The sequence below is a fragment of the Kitasatospora sp. NPDC024654 genome, from assembly GCF_055559155.1.
Genome location: NZ_JBVHLF010000119.1, coordinates 1 through 16,615 on the forward strand (window position 1 = coordinate 1; position 16,615 = coordinate 16,615).

Genomic DNA, 16,615 nt, shown 5'->3' on the forward strand with positions numbered 1-16,615 from the left:
GCGGACCGTTTCCATCTCCTCAGGTGTCACACCTGAAAGAAGATCACAGCCTACCCGACGACGATCACTTGGGGTACCTAACAAAGCCCTACTAGTAGGGCTTCACCGTGCGGCGCCCGGTCCGTGGGGGGGTGTTCGTGCCGGGCGATGTGGAGCAGGCGCAGCCGCGCGCCCTGGTGGAGGCGCTCGGCGGGTCCAACGAGTGGGCGCCCGGTTGGGCAACGGCTGGTCAGCCGGCCGCGGTGGCGCGGGCGGTGATGGCCTGGCGCAGCCGGTCGACGAGGGCGGCGCGTTCGGCGGGGGCGTAGGTGAGGACGCCGTTGCCGAAGGCGAGGGCCTCGAACTGCTGCTGCTCGTAGGGGACGCCGTGCGGGAGGCGGGCGATGTGCCAGTGCAGGTGGCTGTTGCCGGCCTGGGAGCCGAGGGAGAACAGGTAGGTGCGCTCGCCGTCCAGGATGTCCTCGGCGGCCAGGGCGACCAGCCGTACGGTGCGCATCATGGCGAGGTAGTCCTGCTCGGTGAGGTCGGTGACGACGTGCTCCAGGTGCTGCTTGGGCACGACCAGCAGCTTGCCGGGCAGCACGGGCCACTTGTCGAGGAAGGCCAGGTGCTGCTCGGTCTCGTAGACGATCTCGTGCGCGTAGTCCGGGTCGCCTGAGACCAGGCGGCAGATGAAGCAGGGCCCGTGCTGGGCCTGCTCGCTGTAGGCGGCCAGATCCATCGGCCGGCGTTCCATGCGCTTCCCCTTCCGCGTGCGCCCGCCGGGGCTGGCGGAGTTCGGCGACGGGTCCGGCGCCGCGAGGCGGGCTCGCGGCGCCGGACCGCACGGTCAGATCGTCTGGGCGGGGTCATCCAGCCAGGCCTGCCAGCCGTCCGGGGTGACGGTGAGCCCGAGCCGGTCGACGCCGGGCTCGCCCGCCCGGTGCCACCAGCCGAGAGCTTGCTCGAAGTCGTCCCAGAGCCGGCGGTCGCCGTACTGGCGGACCAGGTGCTCGTCCTCGCCGTCGCGGAAGGTCGCGGCGGCCCAGGCCGGGACGGTGAGGGAGTAGAGCCACAGCGTCCGGGCGCCGTCCTCGTGCGGCTGAACGGCGTGGACGACGTCGCGTAGGCGCAGGCCGGCGGCGAGCGGGAACGGGTCGAACTTGCCGTGCGCGGGCAGCGTCGCGGTGGTGGCACTCTCGGCGACGGTGCCGCCGTCGGCCGGGTTCTGCGGCCACCGCAGGCGCTGGGAGCGCATCTTCATGAACTCGACCGGCTGGAGGAACGGGCCGGACGCGGTGCCGTCGCCAACCACGGTGAGGCGGATCAGGGCGTCGGCGTTGGAGTAGTGGGTGCCGAACGGCGCCAGGATCAGCCCGCCGGGGCGGGTCTGCTCGATCCACGCCTGCGGGATCTTTCGCAGCCCGTAGGTCGCGGTGATCCGGTCGTACGGGGCGCCGGGCGGGTGGCCGAGCGCGCCGTCCCCGCAGACCACGGTCGGCTGGTAGCCGGCGCGCTCGAGTGCGGCGCGGGCCTGGGCGGACACGGCTGCGTCGACCTCGATCGTGGTCACGTTCGCGTCGCTGAGCCGATGGCTCAGCAGTGCGGCGTTCCAGCCGGTGCCGGTGCCCTGCTCCAGCACCCGCATCCCCGGCTCGGCCTTCAGGTCGTCCAGCATGGAGGCGACCAGCGACGGCTGTGATGCCGAGCTGGTCGGCACGGTGCCGGGCTCGGCGCCCTGGTGCTCGCCGTCGTCCCACTGCGTGACGATCGGGATGTCCGCGGCCGCCGCCGCCCGCCAGCCGTCCGGGTCGGCGGTCCGGTCGACGGGGCGGCTCGTGCCGGTGGCAATGTCGTGCGCCCAGATCAGGTCCGGCAGGAACAGCGAGCGCGGGACCGCGTCGAAGGCTGGCGCCCACGCGTCGGCGACGGGGAAGGACCGCCCCGGCACGGGGCGGCCCTCCTGCTCAGGTGCGAGCGTCACTTGCGGTGTCCCCCGTCTCCGGGCGGGGTGCTGCCGTCAGGGGACGGCGGGTCGGACGGCGGCGTCCACGGAGTCCCCGGGTGCCTGTCACCCCCGCCTCCGTCGCCCGAGCCTCCACCACCGTGGTCACCGTCAATGTCCATACCGACCTCCTCGTCGTCGCTGTGATGGTGCCCTCCCGGCGCCCGGGAGGAGTAGAGGGACGCCCCGGCGCACCGAGGCACTGGGCTAAGCCGGGCCGGGAGAGCGGGTACGCAGGTCCGCGTGGACGGTCTTGCCGAACGGCTCCAGGGTCACGCCCCAGTGCCCGCCGGTGAGGTGGTGGACCAGGGCCACGCCGCGCCCCGACACGGCGGCAAGGCCGGCGTCGATCAGGCAGGGCAGGGCGCGGGAGCCGTCGCGGACGCTGATCCGCACGCACCGGTCGGTGATCCGCTCGACGGCGACCGTCATCTTCCGCCGACAGCCGGTCTTCGCGGCGTTGGCCGCCAGCTCGCTGACGACCAGTTCGCCAGCCTCGACCAGGTCGTCCAGCCCCCACGCGCGCAGCGTGGTGCGCACCAGGCGCCGGGCCGCTGCGGCGGACTGCGGCTCGTAGGGCAGCAGCGCCCTGGCGGAGCTGGCAGCCGGGGGAAGCGTCGGGGTCTCGACGGTCGTGGTCACCGGGGCCCTCGCACCCGCCGACGCTGCCCAAGCGCGGCCGTGGCCGGTGGGCGGGGTATGCGGTGCGCGGCCACGGCGGTTCTCCGCTCTCTCGTCGGCAGTGACGGCTGCGCCCACCCGACGGGGGCGGGCGGGCGCAGCGGCCCGGCTCGCCCGCCGGGGCCGGGTGTCCGGTCCGTCACGGCGGGCGACGGTTCGACGGTAGGGAGTGACCGACCTGACCCTCAACGTGTTTGCACGTGTTTGCAGGAATTCAGCCCAGGGAGTCAGCGGCCCGGTTGATCAGGGTCCGCGCCTGTGCGCCGTAGACCGCGAAGTCCTTGAGTCGGTCGAACGCCTGGGCGTAGAGGGCGAGCTCGCTGGGCGTGGTGACGGTCACCTGGGCGGACAGCAGCTCCACGCCGGCCTCGGCGTCGTCGAAGATGTTGAAGGTTTCCACCGGCCACATGGTGCGCTGTGCCGTGAACGGGATGACGCCGAGCGAGACGGCCGGCAGCGCCATGGCAGCCCTTAGGTGCTCCAGTTGCTCGGCCATCGTCTCGGCGGTCCCGAGGCGGTAGTAGAGGACGGACTCCTCCATCAGGATCGCGAAGCGGTGGTGGCCGGTGCGCACGACGCGGGAGCGGGCCAGGCGCGCCTTGACGGCGTCGGCGACGTCGTTGGGGGTTCGGCGGAAGTCGGCGACCGTGGCAAGCAGCGCGGTGGCGTACGCCTCGGTCTGCAGGACGCCCGGCACGACGCGGGAGGAGTAGGAGCGGAAGTGCCGGGTGCGCTCGTACAGAGGCGCGGCGGACTCCTGGAGGCGGCGCAGGCCGGTGCGGGTGAGGCGGCGCCACTCGACGTACATGGAGTCCACGGCGCGGTTGGCGGCGATCAGGTCGTCGGCCTGGTCGTCGGCATCGCAGGCCCGGCACCAGGTGCGGATGTCGGCGTCCGAGGGCGCTGTCTTGGCGTTGATGATGCGGGAGGTCTTGGCGCCGTTCCAGCCGCACCGGGCGGCCAGCTCCTGCCCCGTCAGGTCGGCGTCGAGCATGATCTCGCGCAGCCGTGCGGCGACGGCCAGGCGGGCTTCCTGGGCGCTGGAGGACGGGGAGGTGGGCATGGAGCTGGTCGTCCGGTTCGGGCGTCAGACGGTGTACTGCTCGTGCGGGACGGCGCGTTCCCAGACGGCCTCGAACGCGTCGGCACAGAGCTTGGCGACGGCGGGGTCCTCGCACATCTGCGGCCCGGCGGAGGCGCCGTCGCCGGTGAAGTGGTTGAACCGGACGATCCTCCCGTCGAACAGCCAGAAGTCGTTGCCGGGCAGCGCGAGGTCGGAGGCCCGGCGTCGCGGCAGCCAACGGACCTCCTCGCCGGCCGCGAGGTTGACCACGGTCCCGGCGTGCTCGAAGCGGATGTACTCGGTGACCGGCTCGGAGACGATGCGAGCCCGGCGGATCACCACGCCGCGGGCGACCGCACTTCGGATCATCGGCACCCAGTCGGACCAGTCCTCACCCTCGGGGTCGAGGTCCGGGCGCACACCGGTGCGGCGGAAGGTCTCGAACTGCTCTGCCTCTCCGGCAACGCCGTAGGAGTCGCGCATCTCCAGGTGTACCGCGGAGTGCTCGGCGCCGGCCAGGAGCTCAGAGAAGGCCGTCACGTTCTGCATCATCGAGCGCCTTCCTGATGACCTGCGCCATGCGCAGCGGGATGCGGGTCACGTTCTCGTGGTCGGGGGTACCGACGGAGTGGCCGGGTACCCACTCGGTCGTGCCGATCTCCGTCAGGAGCTCGGCACCGGGCTTGAGGCCCTGGACGACCAGCTCCCTCTGCTCGTCGTCCACCCACACCATCGGGCTCTCATCCTTGCCGGTGTTGGGGTCCACCCCGGCGAACCGTAGCGTCATGATGCCCTCCCGTACCAAGTCGGTTGCGCAGTTTTGCATGACGCTCCACCCACAGGTGACCGCCCGTCAAGGGCGCGCGGGGCGCAGCAGGGCGGCACGCGCCCCGCGACGGGGCCCGAGGCAGCATCGTCCGGCCTCGGGCTCTCGGCTCGGTCCGGCGGTGCGATCTTGCCGTCGGCGATCATCCCCCGGATGTAGCCGGGCCAGTCCCGCTCCAAGGTCTGCTGCATGAACGCGCGGGCCTTCTCCCGGACCTCGGGGGGACCTGCTCAACCGTGCCGTCGGCAAAGTACAGCTTCATGCCCTGGCGGGTGGCGTCGCCCAGGATCGCGTGGTGGTACTGGCTGAGAATCAGGTACAACGCGGGCGCGGGGGCGTCCTCCAGCTGACGCAGACCGCCTTCCCAGTCCGTGCCGCGCCGGCCCCAGTCGCTGCTCTGGCCGTCCGGCCACAGGGTCAGGTCGCTGAAGAACAGTCGACATGGAGCAATTCCTTCGGCGGCTGACCCGACTGGAAGCTGGCATCCTGGACGCCCTGGACCGCGCGCAGCAGATCCTGGCCGCCGGCCACCGCGTGAATGTCGAGTACATGGGCGAGAGCTGCCGCGACCCGCAGCGGGCCACCGAAGAGACCGACACGTTCCTCGCCGCCGCCCGGCTGCTGCCGCCCGGGTGCTCGATCTCCCTCGACCTGTCCCACATCGGCCTCGCCGTCGACGCGGAGATCGCGCTGGCCAACGCCACTCGTGTCGCCCAGGCCACCGCCGCCACCGGGCGGGAGATGATGATCTCGGCCGAAGGCTCCGACCGCACCGACGCGGTGCTGGCCCTGCACCGCACGCTGTGCGAGCGGTTCGACCACGTGGGCATCACCGTCCAGGCGCGCCTGCACCGCACCGCAGACGATCTACCGGAGCTGCTCACCCGTCCCGACCGCATCCGCCTGGTCAAGGGCGCCTTCCTCGAACCCGAGAGCATCGCCCACCGGCGGGAAGCCCCGGCCCTGACCGTTGCCTACCTGAAGTACGCCCAACAGCTGGCCGACTCGGGCCACCTGTGCTCCTTCGCCACCCACGATTGGGATCTGATCGGCCGTATCGACCACTACGTCGGCAGGAAGAACCAGGACTCCGCCCCCTGGGAGTTCGAAACCCTCCTTGGCCTCGGGCCCGACCGCCTCGGCGCCATGGCCGAGCGTGGCCACCCCACCCGCGAGTACGTCGTCTTCGGCACGGAATGGTGGCTCTACGTCTGCAACCGACTCGCCGAAGACCCCCAGCGCCTGCTCCAAGCCCTCGTCGACGCGGCCGCATGAACCCGATCCGGACGAACGCCACCGTGCCCCGGCACACCACCGTGCGCACCGCCAGCCAGCCCCCGACGACAAGGGCCGTTCCACCCCGGGACGACACACCCGGACGTCGCTGCCGCTGCTGTCGAAACTCGTGAACATTTCGAATCAGCCGCCAGTGGCGTCCGCTGCCCAAACGCTGTCCCTTGTTGTGTACAGAATCAGGCGGCGGTGATGACGGTCCGGGTCGGCGCCTGGTGGTCCGCAACGGCCACCATCGGTCAGCCCCTCCCCGCGTCGATCATGAATCGGTGGATCCAGGCTGAACTGATGCCCGATCAGGCCTGACCGGATAAGCTGAAATGGGAGTTCCTCGCTATGTGCCAGCTGGCGTGAACACCCGCGGCCGTCTGGCTGGACTGACCGAACTGGAGGAGCCTTCCATGCAGAACAGGACCGCAGGCCGAGTCATGAGCGCCGTCATGCTGGGCGTCGCCGCGTTCGCCGTGCTGGGTGGCGCGATGCGCCCGGCCGACGACGCCGCACCCGAGGAGAAGGCCCGCGGCGGATACGCGGCCGCAGCCGCGCCCGCCCACGAAGAATGTGACCCCGAAGCGTGCGGGGCAAGTGACCTGCGCTCTTAGCCTTGATCTTGCATGACGGCTCGTCAGCTTGGCTGGCGGGCCGTTTTTGCTTGGCCGGGCCGGTGTTTCTGCTCTGTGGGCATGGTGAGGGCCCGGCTGTCGCGTCGGGTGGGCGCCGGGTTCCACGGCTCCGGAGGTGGTCGGGTGCTCGTCGGGATGGAGTGTTGTCGCTGGTCAGCCGGGGTCTGGCAGGGCTTGGGCGCCCACTGCGCGGCAGTCGGGACCCCGTATACCGAAACCCCGCCGACGAGTCCTTGCATCAGAAACCGACTCGTTCTCCCGCCCCGACCTGCGGTGACGATCCCCCGAGCCCGACAGGGTGGCCCGCAGCGCCTCTCGGAGCGGAGCGCCAGGCTCTTCGGGACCGGCCGAAAGGCTCTCCCGAGCAGGAGCCGACTGCGAGCAGAGTGATTGCCGCGCCGAACTGCGGCGCGGGTGCGCGGCTCCGCGCCCCGATGTCCTGAGGAGTTCTTTCATGCTTCGTCGTCCCGTGCTGGTCGCCGCCGTCGCGATCCTGCTGGCCTCTGGTACCGTCTCGGCGGCCCAGGCCGCACCGCGTCCCGTGCGGACGGTTTACGATCTCCCCTCGGCCGCCGCCTATCCCGAGAGCGTGGTGGTGCAGCCGGGTGGGGACACCTTCTACGTCTCCAGCAGCGGCAACGGCGCGGTGCTCACCGGCCATGTCGGATCCTCGAGCACCTCGGTCTTCCTGCCCGCGGGCGGTGACGGCCGCACCCAGGCCTTCGGGGTCAAGCTCGACGCGCACGGCAGGCTGTGGGTGGTCGGCGGGACGCTCGGCAAGGTCTTCGTGTACGACACCGGTACCCGCACGCTGATCCGGGAGTTCTCGGTGCCGGCCGCCTCGGTGGGGAAGGCGTTCCTGGACGACCTCGGTTTCGACCGGGACGGCAACGCGTACGTCACGGACGTCTCGGCGGGTTCCCCGGTGCTGTGGCGCATCGACGCGGACCAGGTTCGTCCGGATGCGCAGCCCGGTGCGATCGACGCCTGGTTGCCGCTGACCGGCACGCCGATCCGCTATGTGCCCGGCTTCAACCTCAACGGCATCGCGCTGACTCCCGACGGCTCGGCGCTCCTGGTCGGCCAGACCGCGACCGGCGGCCTGTTCCGCGTTGGCCTGGCCGACCGTGACATCACCGCCGTGGACTTGGGCGGATACCGGCTGCCCGGCTCGGACGGCTTCGCCCTGCACGGCATGACCCTGTACGCGGCGCAGCCGCGGGCGGATCTGGTGGCCCAGATCCAGCTGACCCCCGACGGCCGCCGGGGCACCATCACCGCCCGGATCGCGAGCCCCGGCCTGCGCTTCCCTACCGGTGTCGCCTGGGCCGACCACCAACTCCTCGTCACCGACAGCCAGATGGACCAGCAGACGGTGGGGCTTCCGGCCGCCCTGCCGTTCACCGTCACCGGAGTGGCCCTGCGCTGACGTGTGTGCCTGCAAGTGAGGCCAACCCGTGACCACCGCGACCGCACGCCAGGAGAGGCATGTTCGGCTACCTGATCGCCCACATCGACGTGTACGACCCGGAGCTCTTCGCCCGGTACGAGGACGAGGTGGGCGTCGTCCTCGCGGCCTTCGGTGGTGAACTCCTGGTGCAAGGAGGGCGCGCCACCGTCCTGGAGGGCGACCACCTGCGTGACCGCCGCACCGTGGTGGCACGGTTCGGCAGTCACGAGGACGCGCTCGCCTTCTACCACTCCGACGCCTACGCGCGGGTGGCACCACTGCGCACCAGGTCCAGCCGGGCGGAGGTGGTCGTCATGGCGGGGCCACCTGTGCGGTAGCCGAGCGGTGTGGTGGGTGACAGCAACTGTCGGTCATGACCGTGATCTTCAACAACTCCTCATCGGGCACGGTGAAGTTGGAGATGCTGGTCGACAGCCGCCCCGCCTACGCGACCGGCCACGACCCGGGCGACTACGCCGGCGTGGCGACCGCGCTCGGTACCCGGTCGTGGCGGATCGGGCAGCCCACCGACGTCGAGGCGGGACCGGCGGCGGCCCTCGCTCACCCCGGACCGGCCCTGGTCGACGTGATCACCGCCGTTCTGACGGGCGGCGTGCTTGACCTTGCCCGCGGCAACCTGCGTAACGTCCCCCGACCCTGAACCGGAGCGGGGATCCTTCCACTCCACCCCGTTCAGGCACTGCGGTCGTGATCGCCCTCGACGAGCCCAGCGCCCAGCGCGGTGAGGGTGTGGTGCACGGACTGGCCGTGGCGGGAGGTGGTGATCAGGCCGGCGGAGCGCAGGACGGTGGCGTGCTCGCTCGCGGAGGCGGGGGCGACGGCGGCGGCGCGGGCCACCGCGGTGGTGGTGGCGTGCCCGTCGGCGATCGCCAGCAGGATTCGCGCCCGGGTGGCGCCGAGGAGGCCGGCGAGTACGCGCTCGCTGGCGTACGGGCTGGTCGCGGGGGCCCAGACCGTGCGGAAGGAGGTCAGGTCGCGGGAGACCGGGTAGCGCAGCTCGATGGGTGCGCCGGTGTCCACCTCGTCGACGTGCACCAGCGGGGCGGGCCAGAAGAACGTCGGTGACAGCACCACGCCCCGGCCGTGGAGGTCGATGTCGAGGTCCCAGGGGCAGGGCATGTGCAGGACCGGTGGCTCCCAGCGGATGCTCGGGTGCAGACGGCTGAGCAGCCGGTGGACTCCGCCGGCGGCCAGGTCCTGGACCCGCAGCGCGCGGTCGGCCTGCACGCAGGCCGCGATCCTCGGCCAGAACGGGGCCACCGCCACGTCGTGGTAGATCCGTACGGCCCGGCCCAGATGGACCAGGTCTTCCGGCTGGCCGTGGGGCGCCGCGTCCAGCCAGCCGGCCGCGCCGGGGGCGGCGTGGGTGAGCCGGGCGAGGCCGGTGGCCAGCCGCGCGTGGTCGGCGCCCAGGACGCTGTCGAGATTGCGTTCCAGCCAGGAGAAGCCGCGCACCCGGCAGAGGAACTGTTCGTGTCGGCCACGCAGGGCGGCGACCAGCTCCAGCAAGGGGTGCAGCTGCACGCTCAGAGCCTGTCTGGTGTGGGAGCGCCAAGGGTCGATGCCGCCGCCGCCGGGCCTGCGGTCCCGGAGTGCGGGCAGGCTGAGCGCGGTCTCGGCCATCGGATGCGCCGCGGTGGCCAGACGCACCCTGATCAGGTCATCGAGGGTGAAACGCACACGAAGCACCCGACCCCGTCCCTTTCCCAGTAGGTTCCCCCGCCCGCCTGCCGAGATTCTCCGGTCGGCTTTTCGCGCGGCTCCGGCGCTGTGTGGCGATGGCCGGCACGGCGGGTGGAGGCCGCCCCGCGCTTGGCCGTGGCGGTCTGCGGAGTGGTGACGCCGCTGAACTATAACCGGCGGAAAGCTCGTTCGGCCGCTTCCGGCTGGTGCCACCCGCCGGAACGGGTGGACCGGGCTCGTGCTCTTCGACCTGGACCGAAAGGGTCTCCACCGTAGCTTCCCGGGCCGCAAGGCTAGCGATGCAGGCCCTTTCGCGGCCCGTGCTCACTGCCGCGCGGCGAGTGCGTCGTCGCCCCGGTCCCGCCTGCAGCCACGTTCCGGAGGGATCCCGATGTCCGTCACACCCGCCCGTCTCTTGGTGAGCCGCCGGCCGTCCGCCGCCGTCATCGATCGGTCCGACGGCCGACCGCGTGGGCACCGCTCGATCGCCCTGCTGATGTTGTGCATGGCGCAGTTCATGGTTCTGCTGGACGTTTCCATCGTGAACGTCGCGCTGCCCTCGATCGGCCGCGGCCTGCGGTTGTCGGACAGTGGCCTGCCGTGGGTCGTCAACGCCTACGCCGTGGTCTTCGGCGGCCTGTTGCTGCTCGGCGGCCGCACCGGGGACCTGCTCGGGAGACGGCGGGTCTTCCTGGCCGGTGTCACCGTGTTCTGCCTGGCATCGCTGGGGTGCGGGCTCGCGACGAGCGGCGGCGTGCTGATCGCGATGCGCGCGGCCGCCGGGCTCGGGGCGGCCTTCATGGCGCCGGCGGTGCTCTCGCTGATCGCCGAACTCTACCCCGATCCCGAGGAGCGGCGCTCCGCGATCGGCCTGTGGGGCGCGGTGTCGGGGTTGGGCAGCGCGGCTGGTCAGCTGCTCGGCGGCATCCTCACCTCCGCTGCGGGCTGGCCGTGGGTGTTCTACGTCAACGTTCCGGTCGGCGCCGCGATCGTCCTGGTCCTGCCGTTTGTGTCCGCGCCGAGTCCTGCTGTCGGCCGCAGGCTGGGTTTCGACAGCGCCGGCGCGCTGACCGTCACGCTGGGCCTGGTCGCGCTGTCGCTCGCGCTCACCCAGGCGCCCACCCAGGGGTGGGGCGCGCCCTCGGTCGTGCTGCTGCTCGTTGCCGGCACCGTCCTGATCGCGGCGTTCTGCGTGGTCGAAACCCGGGCCGCGGCGCCGCTGGTGCCGCCAGACCTGCTGCGTTCCCCCTCGCTGCGCGCGGCGACCCTGGCCGGAGGCCTGCTCTACACCGGTGCCTTCGCGGTCTTCCTGCAGTTGTCCCTGTTCCTCCAGCGCATCTGGCACTACCACGCTCTGCAGACCGGGCTGGCGTTCCTGCCGTGCAACGCCGCCATCGCGCTGTCGGCGAAGCTCGGCCAACGCTGGATGCGGCGCAGCGGTCCCCGGGCCGTCCTGCTGAGCGGCATCGCCTTGCTCGCGATGGCGATGGTCTGGTACAGCCGGCTGCCGCTGAGCGGCCGCTACGGCCGCGACCTGCTCGTCCCGCTGGTCCTCAACGGCGCGGGGCTGGGCCTGACGTCCGTCGCGGTGGCGGCAGCCGCGCTGGCCGGTGTCGCGGCCGATCGCGCCGGTGCCGCGTCGGGGCTCGTCAACACCTCCAGGCAGATCGGTGGTGCCATCGGCCTCGCCCTGGCCGGGACCGTCGCCACCGCCATCACCCGTGCCGATCACGGAAATCCGGAGGCCGCCTTGGTGCACGGGTACTCCGGCGCCTACTGGCTGCTCGCCGGCCTGGCGGTCGCCGCCTTCGCGTGCGCGGCGCTGACCGGACGTCCGGGCCGGACCTCGGCGGCCGGGCAGACTCGGTGAACGCGGTCCCCGGGGCCCGGACGATCCTCCGGGCCAGCCGGGTCGGCTCTCGGTCAGCGCCCTGGAGCATTACTTTCCTGAAGGGAAAGTTTTTACTTGCCTGAGGGGAAAGGGGTCGATAGTTTCTCCTCAGGCAAGTGTCAACCCGCAGTGAGAGAAAGAGGTGGCGATATGAACCCGGACGAGGCCCGCGAGGCGCTGGTGGGCATCCAGCGTCGTAGGGAGCAGCTGGCGGCCGGCACGGTCGTGCCGTGGTGGGGATGGCTGGCGGTGGGACTGGTCGGCATCGTGGTCGTCTCGGTGCACGACTACCTCAGCGCCGACACCGCCTCCGGCATCGACTTCCTGACCTTCGCGCTCTGCATCCTGCTCACCTACCTGCCGAAGGTGTCACCGGTTGTCGCCATCCGCATCGGTTTCAGGGTCCGGGTCCGGCCCGCGTCGGACCTGCTCTCGCGGCGCGCCCGGCGCACGTTCGTCGCCGTCATCGTGGTGTGCTCGCTCGTCGTGCCGCTGGCCGGCGGCTGGTTGCTGCCCCGCAGTGGCCACTCCTGGTTCGCCCACCACCCCGCCACCACCTTCGGCGTGCCGTTCACCGTGGTCATGCTCGTGGTCGGGATTATCGGCAACCGGATCGCCGCTTCCCGGATGGCCAAGGGTTTCGTGTGAGTCCGCAGTACCGGATGCCGCCGGGCGACCACTCGCTGGACCAACTGCTGCTGGACCCGACGAGGTTGGCCATCCTCTCGCTGCTGGCGGCCGCTGACTGGTGTGAGTTCGGCTTCGCCCGGGACCACGTCGGGCTGACCGACTCGGCCCTGTCGAAGCAACTCGCGACCCTGCGCGGCGCCGACTACGTCGAGGTGCGCAAGGGGACCGCGGAGCGGCGGCCGCGGACCTGGCTGCGCGGCACCGCGCTGGGGCGTGAGCGGTTGCGCGCCCACATCGTCGCGTTGCAGTCCATCGCTGCCGCGTCCCACGAAGCCGGAGCGGCCGCGCCGCCCGGCGCGCCGCCCGACTGATGTTCCCCGATCCTGCCCGGGACGCCCGGAAACGCGGCAGCGCTGTTCACCGAGAACGAGGAGAGGAGCGCAGCATGATCGACCGGTATGACGTGCTCGTCGCCGGAGGTGGCTCGGGAGGGGTCGCCGCGGCGGTCGGCGCGGTGAGGGCCGGCGCTCGGACACTGCTGCTGGAACGCGGGCCCTGCCTGGGCGGTGCGGCGACGCTGCGGAACGTGGCCACCTACTGTGGCCTGTTCACCCGTGAGGATGGGCGTCAGGTCGTCTTCGGGGTCGCCGAGGAGGTGCTCACAGAACTGCGTGGGATGAACGCGCTCAGCCGGCCGACCCGTTTCACCGGTGTCGCGGTCGTCTTCGACCCGGAGAGTGTCAAGCGCGCGCTGGACGTCGTCTGCGCCCGCGCCGGGGTGGAGGTCAGGCTCCACAGCCAGCTCGTCGGTGCCAGGCGCGACGGCGACCGGATCACCTCGGTGCGGGTGGCGGACCACGCCGGGATCCACGAGTTCACCGCAGCCGCCTTCGTCGACGCCACCGGCGAGGCCAACCTGGCCCACCGGGCCGGTGCCGAGGTCCGCTACGGTCATGACGGCTGGGTGCAGAACGGCAGCCTCGGCGTGCGCTTCGGTGGCATACCGGCCGATGTCGAGGTCACCTCGCAGGCGGTGGGCGCCGCCGTGCGCCGGGCGAGGCGCGCGGGTGTGGGACCGCTGGTCGCCGAAGGCGGGCTCATCGCACGGCTGCCGGGCTCCGGCGACGTCATCAGCTACCTGGTCGACGAGGGCTACGACGCGCGCGATGCGGCCGACACCAGCCGCGCCGAGGCCGGCGCGCGCGAGCAGGCACAGGCCTACCTGAGCGTCGTCCGCTCGCTCCCCGGCTGCGCCGGGGCCTATCTCGTCGGCACTGGACCCGAGTTGGGTACGCGCGAGTCACGCCATCTGTGCGCGCGGCGGAGACTGACCGAGGACGAGCTGCTCTCGCCGGGACCGATGGACGACGCGGTGGCCGTCGGGGCCTGGCCGATGGAGTACCACCCGGGCCCGGGTCGGCCCGCGCAGTGGACGTTCATCGGCGAACCCGGCTGCTACGGAATCCCGTTGGACGTCCTGCGCAGCCGCGACATCGGCAACCTGTTCGCCGCCGGGCGCACCGTCGACGGCGACCGGGGTGCCGGGGCCTCGCTGCGCGTGATGGGCACTGCCTTCGCGACCGCCGGCCGACGACGAGTAACCGCCTCCGGGTGCCTGGGGCTGACCTCCGTCACCCATCTGGGGCGGGCGGCGCGCGGACCGGGGATATGAGCCCGTACGCCGCCCGCCCTGCCGGGCAGGCACCGGGCTCAACGAGCGCGCCGCCGGAACGGGCACGGCCCCGAGACGATGCCCAGGCTGCGTGGGGATGCCGCTGGCTGGGTGAATCTCCGTGGTGGGAAGCGTACGGATCTGGAGGACGGGCAGGCCATAGTCGTGGTGTTCGGGCCTGCCGTCACGATCAGGCTCCAACAATGGCCCGCTCCCGTCACCGCTCTCGGGAGCGGGCCATTGTCGCTGTGGCCGCGGCTGCTCGTACAGGCCGGCGGCGGTGGTCACGTGCACGCCCAGGTGGTTCTCGGCCTTGGCACGGCGCCGGGTGGCGCCGGCCGAGTCGGGTCTCGGGCCAGACGACCGCGTCGAGGTAGCGGGCCCACTGGTCGAACGCGGTACGCCGCTCGGCGGTGGCGAATGTGGTCCGCTGCACGGTGCCGGTCAGGCTGCTGCCGGTGCCGATCCGCCAGTCGAGGGCGGGCAGCTTGGCGCGGAACGCTTCGGTGAGCAGCTCGGCCAGGGTTTTGGTGCCCTTGATCTGCCAGCGGGTCGTGTCGTTGTGATTGCGGGTCCTCCGCGCCGCCGCCCTGACAGTTGCGCGGTGGGAAGAGGACCCGTCTCCTTGCTCGCTCAGATGTCGGGCGACGCTGCCCCCGACGGCTCTGCCGGTCCTCCGCGAACTTCCCCACCGGCAAGCCCCTGGGTCGTGCCGGGTCCCCGCGAGGCCGCGGTCTTGAGCACACGATCCGCATCATGACTGCGATGCTCAGGTCCCGGTCAGAGGTGAGAACTTCGTCTGCAGCAGATCGGTGAAGATGCCGATGGGGTCGTCCCAACCCTTGTCTACCCAGTCGCCGTTGACGTTGACGGTGAGCATGTGTGCTCCGTCGCGGGTGCCGTAGCTGTAGGACCATGAGCCCAGGAGCGCGCCACCCATGCCCCAGACTGTTTCCCCACCGGGCAGCCTCACCGAGGAGATGCCGAGACCGTAAGTGGTATGGGGGATCCAGCCGCTGGTCGGCAACGTGGTGAACATCTCGCGTTGCTGGTCTGGCGGCAGCACGCGGCCGCCGAGCAGGGCACTGAAGAACCGATTGAGGTCTTGAGCGGTGGAGATCATGCCGCCAGCCGCCCAGAACATGGACGGATCAAGCTCGGTCGCCTCGTAGACGGGGGCGGCACAGTCGGTCTGGAACAACTTCGTGTAGTGCCGGGAGTGCGGCTCACGGATCGTCGGGTCGCTGCCGTGCGGCAGGTACGTCCCAGTCAGGCCGAGTGGGCCGGCGATCCGGGCGGTGATCTCGTCGGCGAGCGCCTGGTCGCTGGCCCGTTCGATGATCATGCCTGCGAGGACGTAGTTGGTGTTGGAGTACGCCCAGTCCGATCCCGGTGCGAAGGTGGCCGGATGCGACATGGCGATCTGCGCGAGCGACTCGGGGGTGTGGGTCTCGTCGCGGTTCAGGGCTTCCTGGTTATCGGTGTAGTTGAAGATCCCGCTGGTGTGGTTGAGCAGCATCTTGATGGCGACCTCGCCGCCGTCGTGGCCGTGGCCGCGGACTATGCCGGGCAGCCATCGTTCCACAGTATCGTCCAGGCTCAGCCGGCCTTCAGCCGCTAACTGCAGCATCACAGTGGCCACGAACGACTTGCTGATGCTGCCGATACGGAACCGGTCCTGCGGTGAGCGCTTACGGCCGGTTACGGTGTCAGCCATTCCCGCTGTACCGGACCACTGCCGGTCGCCGTCGCGGATCTCGGCGAGGACGCCGGGAAGGCCCCCAGGAGACACGGCCTGGTCGAGTAGGCGTTGGAGCCTTGCGTGGCCGTCGGCCGCTGAGGCCGGTAGGGCTGCAGACCTGGCGACCTGATTCTCGGTCACTGCGGGGTGTGGTTGGCCGCCGTCGGTGTAGGCAGCACGTTGGTCCATTGAATCCTCTCCTTGCTGGTGGGTAAGCCGTATACGGTCGTGCGGCCCCTGTCCACGCCGACGGTTACGCGTCTGCAGGACCGGTCCCGCGCCACAGCGTGGTCGAGTGGCCAGGGGTGGCGGTTGGGGAGATCGGCGGCAGCAGGCCATTTCCGGTGGTCATGCGTCTTCGCTGCTGAGCACCTGCTGGACGCGGTTCACCAGTTCGGCCTGGTCGACGCCAGCCAGGGCCAGAGCACGTGGCACGGTGCCGACCTGGGCCTGCAGGATCCCGAGCAGCACATGCGCCGGCTGCAGGTCCTTCTTGCGGCGAACAGAGGCGAAGTTCCGCTCCAGCGCGAGTCTGGCCGATGCGCCCATCTTGGGTTGCCCGGAAACAGGGCTCGGTCGAGGAAGGGCATACGCGGCCGGAGAGACCCCGACTGCCCGCAGGCTGTGCTCGAACTCCCGGTCCAGTGCATTGCGGAGCGCTCGGCGATCGAGCCCTGCCGTGGTCAGCACCAGTTGCGTGGTGGCCTCATTGTCGGCGGCGATCGCTAACAGGAGATGGTGGGACTCGATCGTCGCCGATCCATCCTCGCGGGCTTCCTGTATCGCCCGCATGATGATCGCGTGCAGGTACTTGTCAAACGCGGTCATCGCCGCGCCTCCTCAACTTGACCCCGGCAGCGATGGGAGCTTCCCCCTGAAGTGTGGACACCCCAGACACTGGATCGCAGAGATCCAGAGGAAGAGGAGTCCCCCGTGGTGATGAAGGTGTACTCGCCGGAGTTCAAGGCGGACGCCGTGGCGCTGTACTTGTCGGAGCCGGGACGCACGATCCGCTCGGTGGCTGATGATCTCGGGGTCAATCACGAGACGCTTCGGA

General features: G+C 71.1%; 19 protein-coding genes. 10 read left to right on the top strand and 9 right to left on the bottom strand.

The genetic code is table 11. The features are described 5' to 3' along the window. Positions 1-229: 229 nt before the first annotated feature. The 6 genes from ACZ38L_RS35345 to ACZ38L_RS35370 form a co-directional block, all read right to left on the bottom strand. On the bottom strand, positions 230-736 hold the full coding sequence (locus tag ACZ38L_RS35345; RefSeq protein ID WP_465701406.1) for an HIT family protein: 507 nt from the start codon (positions 734-736) through the stop codon (positions 230-232). 93 nt (positions 737-829) lie between these two features. After that, positions 830-1,963 carry a methyltransferase domain-containing protein gene (locus ACZ38L_RS35350; protein ID WP_465701408.1) on the bottom strand — a complete coding sequence of 378 codons (1,134 nt, stop codon included), beginning with the start codon at positions 1,961-1,963 and terminating at the stop codon, positions 830-832. A 228-nt stretch (positions 1,964-2,191) separates the two neighbouring features. Then, positions 2,192-2,626: an ATP-binding protein gene (locus ACZ38L_RS35355; RefSeq protein ID WP_465701410.1), complete on the bottom strand. Its 435-nt coding sequence runs from the start codon at positions 2,624-2,626 to the stop codon at positions 2,192-2,194. 253 nt (positions 2,627-2,879) lie between these two features. After that, positions 2,880-3,728 (bottom strand): helix-turn-helix domain-containing protein, encoded by an 849-nt coding sequence (locus tag ACZ38L_RS35360; protein ID WP_465701412.1) that lies wholly within the window; start codon positions 3,726-3,728, stop codon positions 2,880-2,882. A 24-nt stretch (positions 3,729-3,752) separates the two neighbouring features. After that, on the bottom strand, positions 3,753-4,280 hold the full coding sequence (locus ACZ38L_RS35365; protein WP_465701414.1) for a DUF6879 family protein: 528 nt from the start codon (positions 4,278-4,280) through the stop codon (positions 3,753-3,755). Next, entirely contained in the window at positions 4,252-4,494 is a 243-nt protein-coding gene (locus tag ACZ38L_RS35370; protein WP_465701416.1) for a hypothetical protein, read from the bottom strand. Before ACZ38L_RS35370 ends, ACZ38L_RS35365 begins: the two co-directional genes overlap by 29 nt. 501 nt (positions 4,495-4,995) lie before the next feature. On the opposite strand from ACZ38L_RS35370, the gene ACZ38L_RS35375 reads away from it, so the two are divergent. The 5 genes from ACZ38L_RS35375 to ACZ38L_RS35395 all read left to right on the top strand — a co-directional run bounded on the left by ACZ38L_RS35375 (position 4,996) and on the right by ACZ38L_RS35395 (position 8,581). After that, positions 4,996-5,829: a proline dehydrogenase family protein gene (locus ACZ38L_RS35375; RefSeq protein ID WP_465701418.1), complete on the top strand. Its 834-nt coding sequence runs from the start codon at positions 4,996-4,998 to the stop codon at positions 5,827-5,829. 419 nt (positions 5,830-6,248) lie between these two features. Then, the gene (locus ACZ38L_RS35380) at positions 6,249-6,449 is read left to right on the top strand and encodes a hypothetical protein (protein WP_465701420.1); all 201 of its coding nucleotides are present in this window, start codon (positions 6,249-6,251) and stop codon (positions 6,447-6,449) included. A gap of 475 nt (positions 6,450-6,924) precedes the next feature. After that, entirely contained in the window at positions 6,925-7,899 is a 975-nt protein-coding gene (locus ACZ38L_RS35385) for an SMP-30/gluconolactonase/LRE family protein (protein ID WP_465701422.1), read from the top strand. 59 nt (positions 7,900-7,958) lie between these two features. Further along, a complete protein-coding gene (locus ACZ38L_RS35390; RefSeq protein ID WP_465701426.1) occupies positions 7,959-8,258 on the top strand; it encodes a DUF1330 domain-containing protein in 300 nt (99 codons plus the stop codon). Between the two features lie 35 nt (positions 8,259-8,293). Continuing rightward, positions 8,294-8,581, top strand: coding sequence for a thiamine pyrophosphate-dependent enzyme (locus ACZ38L_RS35395; RefSeq protein WP_465701430.1), 288 nt, complete (start codon positions 8,294-8,296; stop codon positions 8,579-8,581). Between the two features lie 32 nt (positions 8,582-8,613). Here ACZ38L_RS35395 and ACZ38L_RS35400 read toward each other — a convergent pair whose 3' ends face one another. After that, positions 8,614-9,621, bottom strand: coding sequence for a hypothetical protein (locus ACZ38L_RS35400; RefSeq protein WP_465701435.1), 1,008 nt, complete (start codon positions 9,619-9,621; stop codon positions 8,614-8,616). Between the two features lie 394 nt (positions 9,622-10,015). Between ACZ38L_RS35400 and ACZ38L_RS35405 the strand changes: the two genes are divergently transcribed. The 4 genes from ACZ38L_RS35405 to ACZ38L_RS35420 all read left to right on the top strand — a co-directional run bounded on the left by ACZ38L_RS35405 (position 10,016) and on the right by ACZ38L_RS35420 (position 13,817). Beyond that, positions 10,016-11,494: an MFS transporter gene (locus tag ACZ38L_RS35405; RefSeq protein ID WP_465701437.1), complete on the top strand. Its 1,479-nt coding sequence runs from the start codon at positions 10,016-10,018 to the stop codon at positions 11,492-11,494. A gap of 171 nt (positions 11,495-11,665) precedes the next feature. Beyond that, positions 11,666-12,163 (top strand): hypothetical protein, encoded by a 498-nt coding sequence (locus ACZ38L_RS35410; RefSeq protein ID WP_465701439.1) that lies wholly within the window; start codon positions 11,666-11,668, stop codon positions 12,161-12,163. Then, on the top strand, positions 12,160-12,516 hold the full coding sequence (locus ACZ38L_RS35415; protein ID WP_465701441.1) for a transcriptional regulator: 357 nt from the start codon (positions 12,160-12,162) through the stop codon (positions 12,514-12,516). The genes ACZ38L_RS35410 and ACZ38L_RS35415 overlap by 4 nt, the downstream gene beginning before the upstream one ends. 74 nt (positions 12,517-12,590) lie before the next feature. After that, positions 12,591-13,817 (top strand): FAD-dependent oxidoreductase, encoded by a 1,227-nt coding sequence (locus ACZ38L_RS35420; RefSeq protein WP_465701443.1) that lies wholly within the window; start codon positions 12,591-12,593, stop codon positions 13,815-13,817. Between the two features lie 769 nt (positions 13,818-14,586). Here ACZ38L_RS35420 and ACZ38L_RS35425 read toward each other — a convergent pair. Further along, on the bottom strand, positions 14,587-15,747 hold the full coding sequence (locus ACZ38L_RS35425) for a serine hydrolase domain-containing protein (protein WP_465701445.1): 1,161 nt from the start codon (positions 15,745-15,747) through the stop codon (positions 14,587-14,589). 159 nt (positions 15,748-15,906) lie between these two features. Then, on the bottom strand, positions 15,907-16,386 hold the full coding sequence (locus ACZ38L_RS35430; protein ID WP_465701447.1) for a Clp protease N-terminal domain-containing protein: 480 nt from the start codon (positions 16,384-16,386) through the stop codon (positions 15,907-15,909). 105 nt (positions 16,387-16,491) lie between these two features. Here ACZ38L_RS35430 and ACZ38L_RS35435 point away from each other — a divergent pair. Next, the coding region (locus ACZ38L_RS35435) for a transposase (RefSeq protein ID WP_465701449.1) at positions 16,492-16,615 on the top strand (124 nt) is incomplete at its 3' end.

What these genes read in the sequence shown, in the direction of transcription:
- ACZ38L_RS35345 (WP_465701406.1), bottom strand. Translation starts at nt 736, where the DNA reads ATGGAACGCCGGCCGATGGATCTGGCCGCCTACAGCGAGCAGGCCCAG.
- ACZ38L_RS35360 (WP_465701412.1), bottom strand. Translation starts at nt 3,728, where the DNA reads ATGCCCACCTCCCCGTCCTCCAGCGCCCAGGAAGCCCGCCTGGCCGTC.
- ACZ38L_RS35365 (WP_465701414.1), bottom strand. Translation starts at nt 4,280, where the DNA reads ATGATGCAGAACGTGACGGCCTTCTCTGAGCTCCTGGCCGGCGCCGAG.
- ACZ38L_RS35375 (WP_465701418.1), top strand. Translation starts at nt 4,996, where the DNA reads ATGGAGCAATTCCTTCGGCGGCTGACCCGACTGGAAGCTGGCATCCTG.
- ACZ38L_RS35380 (WP_465701420.1), top strand. Translation starts at nt 6,249, where the DNA reads ATGCAGAACAGGACCGCAGGCCGAGTCATGAGCGCCGTCATGCTGGGC.
- ACZ38L_RS35385 (WP_465701422.1), top strand. Translation starts at nt 6,925, where the DNA reads ATGCTTCGTCGTCCCGTGCTGGTCGCCGCCGTCGCGATCCTGCTGGCC.
- ACZ38L_RS35390 (WP_465701426.1), top strand. Translation starts at nt 7,959, where the DNA reads ATGTTCGGCTACCTGATCGCCCACATCGACGTGTACGACCCGGAGCTC.
- ACZ38L_RS35395 (WP_465701430.1), top strand. Translation starts at nt 8,294, where the DNA reads ATGACCGTGATCTTCAACAACTCCTCATCGGGCACGGTGAAGTTGGAG.
- ACZ38L_RS35405 (WP_465701437.1), top strand. Translation starts at nt 10,016, where the DNA reads ATGTCCGTCACACCCGCCCGTCTCTTGGTGAGCCGCCGGCCGTCCGCC.
- ACZ38L_RS35410 (WP_465701439.1), top strand. Translation starts at nt 11,666, where the DNA reads ATGAACCCGGACGAGGCCCGCGAGGCGCTGGTGGGCATCCAGCGTCGT.
- ACZ38L_RS35420 (WP_465701443.1), top strand. Translation starts at nt 12,591, where the DNA reads ATGATCGACCGGTATGACGTGCTCGTCGCCGGAGGTGGCTCGGGAGGG.
- ACZ38L_RS35425 (WP_465701445.1), bottom strand. Translation starts at nt 15,747, where the DNA reads ATGGACCAACGTGCTGCCTACACCGACGGCGGCCAACCACACCCCGCA.
- ACZ38L_RS35430 (WP_465701447.1), bottom strand. Translation starts at nt 16,386, where the DNA reads ATGACCGCGTTTGACAAGTACCTGCACGCGATCATCATGCGGGCGATA.